This is a genomic window from Cupriavidus pinatubonensis (assembly GCF_019602855.1).
GTDB lineage: Bacteria > Pseudomonadota > Gammaproteobacteria > Burkholderiales > Burkholderiaceae > Cupriavidus > Cupriavidus pinatubonensis.
In genome coordinates this window covers 1,504,567-1,517,507 of sequence record NZ_CP080766.1, presented here as the reverse complement: position 1 = coordinate 1,517,507, position 12,941 = coordinate 1,504,567, and the positions used below count along the sequence as shown (strand labels likewise).

The following is a 12,941-nucleotide window of genomic DNA, read 5'->3' as shown; positions in this document are numbered from 1 at the left end:
CGACGGGGATGCGATACGTCGCGCAGCCGAGACTGGCACCGCGACAGGTTCCTCCCTTTGCCCAGCGAATGCGCCCTCCTTCGGTAACGACGTTACCAAGATGGAACGGGCTGCTTCCAAAATGCAACGTTGGTGGGGAAGCGCACCGATTCGGCCCCGTTCTTTTGGCCTAATGCCAATAAACCGGGAAGAAACCCGACACGGGAGCGCCAGCATGAAAGCAGCCATACGTACCATCCTTTCGGAAGTTGCCCGGCTTGATGTACCGGTCGAGTCGTTGGACGATCAGGCCGACCTGTATGCCGCAGGGCTTTCGTCGCTGGCAACCGTGCATGTAATGCTCGCGATGGAGAACACGCTTGGCATCGAGATTCCCGATCGCCTGCTGACCCGTCAGCTGTTCCGCAGCATCAGCTCGCTCGCCGCCGCGGCCGAGCAGATCAAGCAAGAACAGGAGGCCGCATGAAGCCCGCTCTCGCCAGCGTGGAACTGGCGCATTCGCATGCGCAGGCCATGGACGCCGCGCAGTGCCTGACCGGTGCTCATCTGGCGGCGACCGAGGCCGCCCGGTTTGCGGACCAGGTCGATACCGAAGCCCGATTCCCGCACGAAGCCTTTGGGGTCCTGCGCGAGCAGAAACTGCTGGGTGCCATGGTGCCTGTCGCCTTTGGCGGAGGCGGCGCGTCGCTGGAAACCATCGCGGCTGTTTGCCGCGTTATCGGCGGCGCGTGCGCGTCGGCGGGGATGATCTACGCCATGCACCAGATCCAGGTCGCGTGCCTGGTCAACCATGCGAGCGGCAGCGCATGGCATGCGCAGCTGCTGCGGCGCCTTGCCGGCGAACAGTTGCTGCTGGCCTCGGCCACGTCCGAAGAAGCCATCGGCGGCGCGCTGCGCAACAGCGGTTGTGCCGTCAATGTCGACGGCACCAGCCTGCACCTGCTCAAGATGGCGCCGACCATCTCCTATGGCGCGCACGCGGACGGCATCCTCGTGACTGCACGGCGCAGTCCTGACGCGTCGCCGTCGGACCAGGTGATGGTCAGCGTGCTCAAGCCCGACTACGCGCTGGAAGGCCTGTCCGCGTGGGATACGCTGGGCATGCGGGGCACATGCAGCAACGGCTTCAGGCTCGAAGCGCGTGGCCATACCGACCAGGTCATTCCGGTGCCGTTCGGCGAGATCGCCGATGTCACCATGACCCCTGTGTCGCACATCCTGTGGTCGGCGTTGTGGACTGGCATTGCCGCAGATGCCGTGCACCGTGCCAAGGCCCTGTTCCAGGGCCAGGCCCGCGCCCGGCCGGGCACGCTGCCGCCCTCGGCCACTCGTGTGGCGGAGGCCGTGGCGATCATCCAGATGCTGGAAGGCCGGCTGGAACTCGCCCTGACCCACCAGCGCCAGCGCCAGGCTGACGCCAGCGGTCAGAGCATGTCGGCGGTCTTCAACCTTGCAGCGGAAATGAACGGCCTCAAGACCAGCGTGTCGGCCATGGCGCTCGAAGCTGTGCACATCGCAATGCTGGTGTGCGGCATGGCCGGATACAAGCACGGCACGCCCTTCAGCCTGGGCCGCCACCTGCGGGACCTGTGGTCGGCGCCGCTCATGATCAACAATGATCGCATCCTGACCAACACCGCCAACCTGCTGCTGGCGGACCGGTCCGCCTGAGGAGCCGACAATGGAAGATGTCAGCAACGCTTACGAACCAGGTGACGATACGGCGGCCGGTGGCAGCTATGCCGCGCCAAAAACAACGCAAGACCCTGACGTCGGCCGCCGGGCGTTTCGCCAGGCGCTGGTCGATGCCCGGGTGCTGTATCCGAGCGCGGTCGAGGGTATCTATGGCCGGAGCGGGCTCTTCGAGAGCATCGCCGACGGCCTGAACGCCGCGATCAGCAAGCTCGGCGCAGACCAGCATGCGGAAGTGATGCGGTTCCCCCCGGCGATGCCCCGCAAGGACTTCGAGGCCAGCGAGTACCTCAAGAGCTTTCCTCAACTGGCGGGCACGGTGCACTGCTTCTGCGGCAGCGATCGCGACCACCACCGCCTGTTGGCACGGCTGGAGCAGGGCGAGGACTGGGCCGATCAGCAGCGCCCGACGGACGTGGTGCTCGCGCCGGCAGCCTGCTACCCGGTGTACCCCGTGATCGCCGCGCGTGGGCCGATGTCCGCCGACGGGATGGTGGTCGACGTGCTGACCTACTGCTTCCGCCATGAGCCGTCGATTGACCCGGCGCGCATGCAGATGTTCCGTCAGCGCGAATACGTGCGGCTTGGCACCGCCGAGCAGATCGTCGCGTTCCGTGAGGTATGGATGGAGCGTGGCAGGAAGCTTGCCGGCATGCTGGAACTGCCCCATGAAGTCGATCTGGCTAACGATCCGTTCTTTGGCCGCGGCGGAAAGATCGTGGCCGACAGCCAGCGCGAGCTGAAGCTCAAGTTCGAGTTACTGGTCCCGATCAACGATGGCGCGCCGCCTACGGCTTGCATGAGCTTCAACTACCACATGGACCATTTCGCTCACGCATGGCCTTTGCGTACTGCGGATGGGGAGCCTGCCCATACGGGGTGCGTGGGATTCGGCATCGAGCGCTTGACGCTTGCGCTGCTGCGCCACCATGGCTTTGAACTGGCGAAATGGCCCAAGCGAGTGCGTGAAGTGCTCGGAGGCCTCTGACCCCTCTGACGCGCCGCCGAGACGGTCTCATGAAGCTGCAGACTTGCCTGGATGCAAGCCTTGCCGCGCCTGGCAGGCAATCCCCGCGCATTGAGCGCCCGGGGATTGCCGTAGTCGATGCCGCGCTGCAAGGCGAGTGGACGTGGACCCAGACCCCTCCCGGTGCCGCAGACAGTCCCGCGGCATTGAGCCCGGGGCTGGCATGGCTGCCTGCCCCCGTGCCGGGCACTGTCGCCAGCGCCCTGCGCGCAGCGGGGCGCTGGGACGACGCTGCGCCGCTGCCGTTGCACGTACATGACCATTGGTATCGGGTTGTCTTTACCGGCGACGGCCGGCGCGTGCTGCGTTTCAACGGCCTGGCCACGCTCGCCGAAGTCTGGCTGAACGGCAGGCTTGTGCTGAGCACACGGCACATGTTCGTTGCCCACGAGGTTGAGGTGGATCTGGCCGGCAGCAATCTGCTTCATCTCTGCTTCCGGGCGCTCGATCCATGGCTGCGCAGGCAGCGGGGCCCGGTACGATGGAAGCCCCGCATGATCGTGCCGCCGCAGTTGCGGACCGTGCGCGCGACGCTGCTTGGCCATATGCCGGGATGGTGCCCGCCGGTTCATGCTGTCGGACCGTGGCGGCCCGTTGAACTGCTTGACCCCACGGGCAGCGACATCCTGCATGGCTTGCGGGCAGACCTGTGGGCGCGGCTGCACGAGCAGGATGGCGAGGTGTCGGTGCGCCTGCATTTTGCTGCGTCGGCGCCTGCCACCGGCGCCGTGGAGCTCAGCGACGAAGCCGGCTGCCAGGGTCAGGCCGCGCTGGTTCGTATCGACCGGCACACGCTTGAAGGCACCATCCATGTCGAGCGCCCGCGGTTATGGTGGCCGCATACGCATGGCGAACCAAGCCTCTATCGTGTCGATGCCACCATCGACGGTCGTTCGATCCCTTGCGGACGTGTCGGCTTTCGCAGTGTGTCAACGGAGTGCCCGGCAGAAGCCGGAGCGTTCACGCTGCGCATCAACGGCGAACGGCTGTTCTGCCGAGGTGCCTGCTTTTCCAGCATCGATCTCACGGGGCTGGCGGATACCGACCAGGCGTCGAGGCGCTGGCTCGAACTCGCACGCGCGGGCGGCATGAACATGGTCCGCATCAGCGGCGTGACATGCTATCCGGGTGAAGCCTTTTATCGCAACTGCGATGAACTCGGACTGCTGGTCTGGCAGGACTTCATGTTCGCCAATTTCGACTACGGCAGTATTGGGCCGGGTGTTGGCCTCACCGAAGATGCGACGCGCGAAGTTGGCGAGTGGCTGGCATCGACGCGGGCCCATCCGAGCATTGCGGTGGCCTGTGGCGGCAGTGAAGCGGAGCAGCAAGCCGCGATGCTCGGCACCTCGCGCAGCGAATGGAAGCAGCCTTTGTTCGACACGTTGATTCCGCAGCTCGTTGCGGCTCATCGACCAGATATCGTGTATGTCGGCAATTCGCCCAACGGCGGCGCATGGCCATTCCAGCCCGATGGCGGGGTCAGCCACTATTACGGCGTAGGCGCCTATGAGCGTCCGCTCGCGGATGCCCGCCTGGCCCAGGTACGGTTCGCATCGGAATGTCTGGCCTTCTCCAACGTGCCGTGTGACCGCACGCTTGCGGAGATGGGGACGCCGCCGCTGCATTCGCCGCGCTGGAAGGCCACGGTGCCGCGCGACGCCGGCGCGCCGTGGGATTTCGAGGACGTGCGCGATCACTACCTGCGTACGCTTTACGATGTCGATCCGTCGCGTCTGCGCTATGAGCAGCCGCAGCGTTACCTGATACTGTCGCGCGCGGTGGTCGCCGAGGTGATGAGCGATGTGTTCGCCGAATGGCGGCGCGTCGGCTCCGGTTGCGCGGGCGGCCTGATCTGGCAATTCCAGGATCTGGTGCCCGGTGCGGGCTGGGGTATCGTCGATGCACGCGGGCGTCCAAAATCGGCGTGGCATGCATTGCAGCAGGCGTGGCAACCGCTGCAGGTGCTCATCACCGACGAAGGCCTCAACGGGCTGCACCTGCACGTGCTCAACGAGACGCCGCAGCCGCGCCGGTTGTTGCTGGAGCTGTGTTGCCTGCGTGACGGCGAGATCGTCGTGGAGAAGGTCCGGCATTCTCTTCGGTTGCCGGCTCACGGCGCGGAACGCGTGGAAGCCGCCGCGCTGCTCGATCGCTTTGTCGACTTCACCTATGCGTACCGCTTCGGTCCGCCGTCGCACGACGTGGTGATCGCGACGCTGATGGACGAGAACGGCGGCGAGCCGCTGAGCCAGGCCGTGTACCTGCCTGACCGCCGCGCGGCCGCGCTGAAGCCGCCTGAACTGCAGGCGCAGGTCGAACGTGTGGATGACGACTGGTGGCTGACCATCACAGCCCGCCGTTTTGCACGTTGGGTACACATCGAGGACCACGCCTATCAGGCCACCGAGAACTGGTTTCATCTTGGCCCGGGATGCAGCCGGCGCGTGCGCCTCATGCGGGATAGCGCAGACACAAGCCAGGTCGATGCGGTGCCGTCAGGAGAGATCTACGCCGTCAACGCCGAGCGCTCGCTGGGCTACGACGGCTGATTGTGGGCTCATTGTGGGCTGATTGTGGCGACATCAGGGACGTCGCCGGTGTTTGCCTGGCGCCGTCTGCCTATGCGGCAGCAAGCCGTGTGTCACCGAAAGCGGAGAGTAATCCTTCCACGGTCTTGTCGTAGCAGCACTCCAGCACGTCAAGGCTCTGCGTGCACGGGTCAGCGCGGCGGCGTGCGACCGCACGCGCCAGCCGGAACTGCAGGACCTTGGCTTCGGCCGCAATGGTGGCGGCAGACTCCGCGGCGCGGGCCGCGAGCGGGTTGCCGCGGCCCTGCTCGTCGAGCCATCGCAGCCAGTGATGCAACATCTCGAAATTCGCGCCAAGCTGACGTGGGAGGTTGAAGGTGTAGAGGTGGAAATAGGCGTCGTCGCGCGCCAGCAGCGTGTCCATGTGCGCGTCGAATTCCCTTCGCCACAAGGTGACCGGATTGATGGCGGGCAGCCTGTCCAGATGCTGGCGCATCAGCGCAACGGACGCGTCCGCCATGGCCGGCATGGTGAGGGCGGGGCGCACGCGCTTTGCACATTCGGCGTATGGGAACAGGATGTTCCCATTGCCGCTCAGTTCGCGCGACAACCTCATCAGGCCGCGATAGTCTTCGTCGTGCGCGCTGTGGTAACCGAGGCTGTGGAAGTACGAAAGCCGTTGCGCGTGAGGATCGATGTTATCGATCGCCACCGTGGTTTTCACGTGCTCGCGCTTGTAAGCGGTCGCGTGTGTATCGGGCAGATAGTAGCTGTCGACCTCGACGAGCACCGTATGGCCGCGTTCGACCTGTGTCACCACGTGGGCCTGCAGCGTGTCATAGACCGCCATCTCCTGCACCACGGTGCCGTACAGCGTTTCCAGGTCGGCTTGCGGGTATTTGAAGAAGGTGAAGTGGTCGCCTTCGAAATCTTGCGCGACGGTGAACGGCAGCGCGGCGCGCGGGTCGAGTCCCCAGGCGTGCAGCAGTTCGATCCAGAGGTCGATATAGCAATTGGTTTCCTGCCAGGTGGCGTCGGGGCCGTGCAGGGGGTGGGGTTGAACGGAGGTTCGCGTGGTGGCGTCGAGTCCGCCACCGCCTTCGCTGGGTACGGTCGTTGATTTCATCATGTCCTCGGCACGCTTCAATGCCCTTCAATGCCCCTGCTGTCACACTAGCAATCCGTTCGAAGGCTTTCGGTGCGCTCTCCCACAGACTGCAAGCCCTGTGCGAGTAGCATCAGAGCATGACTGTCGGCGGCATCGTGGCCTGCCGGCTCGACTGGAATGCGAGATCGCCATGAAGCGCATTTTTGATGTTGTTCTGTCGTCACTGGGTCTTTTGCTGCTTGCCGTTCCGCTGGCCATCCTGGTCTGCGCGATCCGCCGCAAGCTCGGCAGCCCGGTCTTTTTCCGGCAGGTGCGGCCGGGTATACACGGCAAGCCCTTTCAGATTCTCAAGTTTCGGACCATGACGAATGCCCGGGGTGCGGATGGGGAACTGTTGCCGGACCCGGACCGCCTGACAAGCTTCGGGGCATTCCTGCGCGCGACCAGTCTCGATGAGCTGCCGGAACTGTGGAATGTCCTGAAAGGTGAGATGAGCCTGGTTGGTCCTCGTCCGCTGCTGATGGAGTATTTGCCGCTGTATTCGCAGGAACAGGCGCGCCGCCATGACGTTCGGCCCGGAATCACGGGGCTGGCGCAAGTCAGCGGCCGCAACGCGATCAGTTGGGAAGAGAAGTTCAGGCTGGATGTCTGGTACGTCGACCATGCTTCCGTGTGGCTGGATATTGTGATTCTTTGGCGAACAGTCAGAAAGGTGCTGGCGCGCGATGGCATTAGTGCGGTGGGAGAATTCTCGGCGCCACGTTTCCGGGGCAGCAATCCGAGCGCTCACAATGCCGATATTGCGTGAACTAAGGGCACGATTCAGCATTGCGCAGGAGTGAACGACAACAACAAGCTGGAGCAATAGTGCATATTCCCTGGTTTCTTGTCGCGCGGTTTGGCGAGGCCTCATTCCTGTTTCCACTCGCGGCTCTTGTTGCAGTTCGTCTTGCATACCAAGGTTTGTGGAAGCAGGCTTTCTATTGGCTCTTCACGCTCTGCGCCGGCTCGGCCGTGATCGTCGCAGGAAAGCTGGCTTTTGAGTTCGGCGGATGGTCCGTCCCTGCTGCCAACCTTTACAGCATCAGCGGACACGCCATGCTGACCGCCTGCGTTTATCCCGTGTTGTTGACAGTACTTGGATCTATCTGGGGCGAAAGAGCGGCTCGCACTGGAACGAGGATCGGCATTGGCGTGGCGGTGCTCGCAGCCCTTGCACTGATTGCGGGCCACTATCACACGGTGGCAGAAACGCTGATTGGCATGGGAGTCGGATTCATTGTGACATGGGCAAATCTGCGTCCTTCCCGCAGGAAGGTTGCGGCTGTGCGGGCGCCCGCACTGAATAGCCTTGTGCTGGGCCTGCTTCTGGTCGTGCTGGTCCCCGTATCGTTTTACCCGATCCGCATTCAACTGTGGTCGCGGGGATTGGACTGGCTTGGCGTCACCGAGCGGTATTCGCGCAGGATCGGTATTGATCCGATCTCCGGTGCAACCGTCGTCACCATTAGTGTCCAGTGGCGTCTACGTTCCTAGCAGCGCCTGACGCAGATGCCAGTATCGCGGGACAGGTGGCAGTCCTATTCGTCCCGAAGACGGCGTGATGCAATCTGGTAAGCCCCCGACGTGACGAACTGCCGGTCCTTGACGTTGGATGACACGCCCGTGTGAGAGTCCACCGTGCATTCGGCGCCGATCTTGACGCCGGGATACAGGGTCGCGCGGGTACCCAAGAAGCAGCCGGGTCCGACGGAGGAATTGCCATTCAGCACGACATGAGGGGAAAGCACCGAGCAGGGACCGACAGAAGCCCCATGCCCGATTCCGCAGAACGCGTTGGCTACCACGCCGTCCTCCACCGTCGCATCGCGGCTCACGACGGTAAACGGGAAGATCAACGCGGCCATGCCCAGACGGGAAGATGTTGAAACCAAAGCCGTGGCATGGACATATGACGGCATCATGACGCGTTGTTGCAATAGCCAGCGGAATACGTCTTGACGTGCTGCGGGTGAACCAATTGCGACCATGACGCCTTGCTGTGGCGCGGCAACGAACTGCCGGATCGGGCCGAGGTTGGGCCGGTTCACGCCATCCGGCACCTTGCCAGGCGTGTCGTCAATAAAGCCGACCACCGGCGGTCCGCCATCCAGGGCTTCCCTGTCCAGGTAATCAAAGAGCTCCAGGCCCAGGCCGCCGGCCCCGGCTATCACAATGGAGGCCACTGAGGTTGCAGTGATGAGTGGCATGGCGACCTCGCCTTCGTCAGTCACCGGGGCCCTGGGAGGGCTCCGGCGGGGGACCTATACAAAATCTTCGTTCTGCCTATTCCACCAGGCACACGACGACCGCATCACGCGCGCTTTGAATTCACGCTTCCATATTCGCCAGGGTAACGATACTTGCCAAAGTAGTAGTGTGCCCGGTACCAGCGTCCTTCGACGATCAGTCCATTGAAGATGACGCCCTTTATCTCTGCGCCTGCTTGCTGGATCTCCCGTCGCGATGCGATCAGCTCGCTGATCGTGGTGCTTTCCGCGCGGACGACCATGAACACAGCACCTGCCTTGCTGGCCAGGATACCGGCGTCGGAGGCCGCCAGTACAGGCGGCGTATCGATCAAGATCAGGTCATAGCGTGACTTGAGTTCCTCCAGTAGCGGGTCCATGCCTGGACCTGACAGCAGGTCGGCTGCACGCGGTGGTTCGGTACCCGTAGGGATGAAGTCGAGTCCGGGTGCCACCTGGCGCCGAATCACGCGATCCAGCGGCGCACCCATCAGCAGTTCGCTCAGGCCGGGGCTGCGCTTGTCGTTGAAGCGGCGATGCAGTTCCCCGCGGCGCAGATCTGCGTCAATAAGCAATACACGATGCCCGGAGGCCGCAATGGCGGCGAAGTTCGAACAGACGAACGACTTCCCCACCCCCGGCGCCGGCCCGACAAAGACCACCACCTTGTTGTTCTTGCCAGTGATGGCGAACTGCAGTGCGGTCCGGAAGCTGCGCAGACTTTCGGTGACAGGGTCATCGGGGTGCTCGCTGGCGAGCAGTCCCGGGGGATTACTATCGGCGGGATCGAGCCGCGACTGCTGTTCGCTAAACGGGATAGTGGAGTACACAATCATCCCGGTCTTCTCTTCGATTTCTTCCGCATCGGCCACGCCACCATTCAGCAGCTGACGCAAGATGACCAGCGAGAGTCCGGCTATCAGACCAGCTACGACCGAAAGAATGCTGATCATCTTGCGATTGGGCCGCACAGGCTTTACCGGGACCTCCGCAGGGTCGACCAGGCGAGCGGTCCCGACCTTGCTGGCCTTCATCAGCCGCAACTGCTGGACATCATTGAGCATGGATTGCAGCATTTCCGTTTTGACTTTGACATCGCGCATCAGGCGCAGCACTTTCTGTTCATCGTCCGGAAGCTTTTGGATGCGACCGGAAAGGCTATTGAGGTCGCCGGTCAGGCCGGCTATCTGGCTGTCGATCAGGCCAATTGCAGGGTGGCCTGGCGTGAAGCGCGATGCCAGGTCCTGCCGTCGTTGCCTGAGCTCCTGCAGTTTCGTATGGATTTGCACCTGTTGCGCCAGGAGTAGCTTGGATTCTTCATTCAGGTCCACGGTCCCGCGCTGGTTGCGCATGGCGTTGTACCGTGTCTCCGCGGTCTCCACCTGTTGCCGGAGTTCCGGCAACTGCTGTTCCAGGAATGCCAAGGATTTCTCGGCTTCCGCTGCCTTGCGTCGAACGTTCTGATCAACGTAGGCGCTGCCAATTTCATTCAGGATCTCGGCGATCGTATCCGGGGACTCGCCTTCGAGGGAGATCCCGATGACCCCGCTTTGCTTTCCTCGTTCGGCAATGGTCAGCCGCACCTGCAGTTGCGCAATCGCATCGCTGCGCGAGAGCCGCCGCAGCGTGAAGGCCCCACCTGCCTTGCTGTCCAGTCCGCTGACAAGAAGCGTCACAGGGCCCGCGGCAGTGGAAATCGACAGTGGCTCTCCCACTGTGCCCGTTGCGGTTGCGTTGTCGCTGGAAAAGCTGACCCGGTACTGGTGGTCTCCCAGGGCGGTCAGCAAGATCTTGCGGCCCTCCATGTTTGCCGGCACGTCCAGTTGCCGGACGGTGATCGATTCATTGCCCCAGGCAAAGCCACCCCAGCCGAACAGGCCCGGCGTCGACAGTTCGGGATTGAAGCGGGCAATGACGTTGCCCACCAACGGGAAGTAGCGAGGTTTCGCCTCGATGTAAAGCTGCAGGACGTCGACCGCTTTGCCAACGACCATACGGGAACGCAACAGCTCGACTTCAGCACTGGCCGTGGGCTTCAGGTCCAGCATTGGCGAAATCCCGGCATTGAGCTTGCCGTTATTGGTGTTGGCGTTGCCATTCGACTCTTCCACCTGAACCATCACGTCGCTGTGGTAGATCGGGCGCGCAAGAAACGCGTAGAGAACCCCGACACTTACCACCAGAGCCACCGTAATCAGGAACGTCCAGCGAAAGCGCACCAGGACGTCAAGATAAGCTGTAACGTCCATCGATGTGCCGTTGATGTCCCGGCCGCCGGACGCTTCATCGTGCATATCGACCGTTCTCATGGTGGATCTCCATCGGTTTAGCGGCAGTCGAATCCGCCTCTAATTGCGTTAGCCATGTCTCGATACCGTGCTTGATCAACTCGAGCACGATACTGAACATGCTGGCGGAACAGCCGTACGGATCCGGTACGTCCGCGTACACAAACTCGCAGATTCGATATGTCTTTCCCTGGGCGTGCGGGAAGAGCAACTCCAGCTTCCGGCGCTGCTCGGCATCCATCACTAGAATCAGGTCGGCGGTGTCCACCATGGTTGCATCGACGGCACGTGCGCGGTGGGTGCCCAGGTCGCACCCCTCACTCGCGAGAAGCCTGACCGCACGAGGGTCAGCTTTGGCTCCGACCGGCGGGGCGAGTCCCGCGGAAGCGACGTTGCAGTCGGGCAGGGCGCGCCTGAACAGGCATGCGGCCATGGGGCTACGACAGACATTGCCGGTGCAGATGATAAGGATTGACCGGATCATGGCGATGCACTTGGCTATTTGACAACGCTGGCTGCGCCGACCACTGGCTGCGTGATGGGAAGAAGCAGATTGATCACCCGGCTCCACCGCACAAGGTCACGCGCGTCGACATAGACGACATCCTTGGGCTCGAGCTCAAAGCCTTCGGCGATAGCAAGCGCAACCGGCGAGTTTCCGTCAAGGTGGTACACCTTTGGTTCCCCGTCGGCCATCTTGCGGATCACAAAAATCTGCTCAGCGTTGGCAGAGCCGGGGTTGACACCGCCAGCGTCCCCCAATGCCTCGTTCAGGGTCATACGGCCATTTCGCATCAGCAGCGAGGTAGGGCGCACCACTTCCCCGGTGACGAAGATCTTGTTGTCTTCCCGTTGTTCTACGCGAACAATGTCGCCGGACCGAAGGAGGATGTGCGCGGGATCAACGCCCTTGGCCAGCAGTGCCGGGATGTTGACAAACCAGCTTTGCTCCCCGCGGGTAACACGCACACGGCTGTTATCACCGGTTTGGTTCAGTACGCCCCCGGCGCGGTTGAGTGCCTCGACCAGTGTCATGGGCGCATCGTCGATAGCCTGCATGCCGGGAGTCTTTACCTCGCCGTCGACATACACACGCTGGCTGCGAAATCCCAGCACCCGGACGGTCATCTGGGGATCCCTCACTACGCGCGAGAGAACGCGAGCCATACGGTCTCTGACTTCACCTGCTGTCAGGCCTGCCACATGCATCACGCCAGCGTAGGGAAACTGGATGTCACCTTGTGCGCTGACAACGTACCCAGGCATATTGGACCCACCGCTGGATTGCGGGACCTCGAACGCTGCGGCAATGCTGTACGTTTGCGTAGGAAAGACCATTTCGGGGTGGTCCCACACCACCACCGAAAGGATGTCGCCAGCGCCGATCCGATAGGGCTCGGGCTTTGCGAACAATTGCTCCACGTTTTCATTCACCACCTTTGGCTTGGTCTTCAGTTCGCGCACCAAATCCAGCGTGATCGGAGTCACGTTCGGCACGGCGTCGGGCCCGATCGCTGAAACTTTCGCCTTGGAATCAAAGTACATGCCGGGTGACGCCGCGCATGCACCCAACAACATGACCACGACAATCGCGGCTAACTTCGACGCGGTGGCATGGCAGTGCCTCACCAGGCCCAGCCCGCCTGATTCCTTTCCTTCAGGGATCGGTCTCATAGCAGTCTCCTTCTTGAGTACGGCCGGGCATCGCGCCCAGTGCATGCCCGCCTTTGCATCGTAGGAAGGCTTCGACCATGCTTCGGTGCGTTCTCGCACACTGTCCGAGCGCGACCGACCCTGTGGCAGCAGGCTTGCGCTGGTGCGATGGCTGTTGCAGCCAAGCATCAATTCATCCACTTTCACCATGGACCGAAGGAATGCATCAAGAAGGACCGATGCGTTCGGCAACCCACCCACCGGTATTGAAGGACGGCGGCTTCGAACGGTAACCTGCGGAGAACAAGAGCCTCAGGTCGAACTACAGGCCGAGCCAAAGGACTCACGCCACGC

Annotated in this window: 11 protein-coding genes; 6 read left to right on the top strand and 5 right to left on the bottom strand. The window is 62.7% G+C overall.

Annotated features, from left to right (window positions below; genetic code table 11):
* Positions 1 to 214: 214 nt before the first annotated feature.
* The 4 genes from K2O51_RS06925 to K2O51_RS06910 are packed head-to-tail and all read left to right on the top strand — an operon-like array spanning position 215 to position 5,271.
* Positions 215 to 466, top strand: a complete 252-nt coding sequence (locus K2O51_RS06925) for an acyl carrier protein (RefSeq protein WP_011301468.1) — start codon at positions 215 to 217, stop codon at positions 464 to 466.
* Positions 463 to 1,671, top strand: a complete 1,209-nt coding sequence (locus tag K2O51_RS06920; protein WP_011301469.1) for an acyl-CoA dehydrogenase family protein — start codon at positions 463 to 465, stop codon at positions 1,669 to 1,671. Before K2O51_RS06925 ends, K2O51_RS06920 begins: the two co-directional genes overlap by 4 nt.
* Before the next feature lie 10 nt (positions 1,672 to 1,681).
* A complete protein-coding gene (locus K2O51_RS06915) occupies positions 1,682 to 2,680 on the top strand; it encodes an amino acid--[acyl-carrier-protein] ligase (RefSeq protein ID WP_011301470.1) in 999 nt (332 codons plus the stop codon).
* Positions 2,681 to 2,709: 29 nt separating this feature from the next.
* Positions 2,710 to 5,271, top strand: a complete 2,562-nt coding sequence (locus K2O51_RS06910) for a beta-mannosidase (protein WP_011301471.1) — start codon at positions 2,710 to 2,712, stop codon at positions 5,269 to 5,271.
* A 70-nt stretch (positions 5,272 to 5,341) separates the two neighbouring features.
* On the opposite strand, the gene K2O51_RS06905 is transcribed toward K2O51_RS06910, so the two are convergent.
* A complete protein-coding gene (locus K2O51_RS06905) occupies positions 5,342 to 6,376 on the bottom strand; it encodes a DUF1839 family protein (protein ID WP_011301472.1) in 1,035 nt (344 codons plus the stop codon).
* Between the two features lie 172 nt (positions 6,377 to 6,548).
* Between K2O51_RS06905 and K2O51_RS06900 the strand changes: the two genes are divergently transcribed.
* Together K2O51_RS06900 and K2O51_RS06895 are read left to right on the top strand one after the other, a co-directional pair.
* Positions 6,549 to 7,166 (top strand): sugar transferase, encoded by a 618-nt coding sequence (locus K2O51_RS06900; protein WP_011301473.1) that lies wholly within the window; start codon positions 6,549 to 6,551, stop codon positions 7,164 to 7,166.
* A gap of 59 nt (positions 7,167 to 7,225) precedes the next feature.
* The gene (locus tag K2O51_RS06895; RefSeq protein WP_011301474.1) at positions 7,226 to 7,894 is read left to right on the top strand and encodes a membrane protein; all 669 of its coding nucleotides are present in this window, start codon (positions 7,226 to 7,228) and stop codon (positions 7,892 to 7,894) included.
* Between the two features lie 44 nt (positions 7,895 to 7,938).
* Here K2O51_RS06895 and K2O51_RS06890 read toward each other — a convergent pair whose 3' ends face one another.
* The 4 genes from K2O51_RS06890 to K2O51_RS06875 all read right to left on the bottom strand — a co-directional run bounded on the left by K2O51_RS06890 (position 7,939) and on the right by K2O51_RS06875 (position 12,512).
* Positions 7,939 to 8,607: an acetyltransferase gene (locus K2O51_RS06890; protein WP_011301475.1), complete on the bottom strand. Its 669-nt coding sequence runs from the start codon at positions 8,605 to 8,607 to the stop codon at positions 7,939 to 7,941.
* 104 nt (positions 8,608 to 8,711) lie between these two features.
* Complete coding sequence (locus K2O51_RS06885; protein ID WP_011301476.1) at positions 8,712 to 10,955, bottom strand: polysaccharide biosynthesis tyrosine autokinase; 2,244 nt, start codon at positions 10,953 to 10,955, stop codon at positions 8,712 to 8,714.
* Positions 10,930 to 11,418, bottom strand: a complete 489-nt coding sequence (locus K2O51_RS06880) for a low molecular weight protein-tyrosine-phosphatase (protein ID WP_011301477.1) — start codon at positions 11,416 to 11,418, stop codon at positions 10,930 to 10,932. The genes K2O51_RS06885 and K2O51_RS06880 overlap by 26 nt, the downstream gene beginning before the upstream one ends.
* Positions 11,419 to 11,432: 14 nt before the next feature.
* Entirely contained in the window at positions 11,433 to 12,512 is a 1,080-nt protein-coding gene (locus K2O51_RS06875) for a polysaccharide biosynthesis/export family protein (protein ID WP_041680630.1), read from the bottom strand.
* Positions 12,513 to 12,941 lie beyond the last annotated feature (429 nt).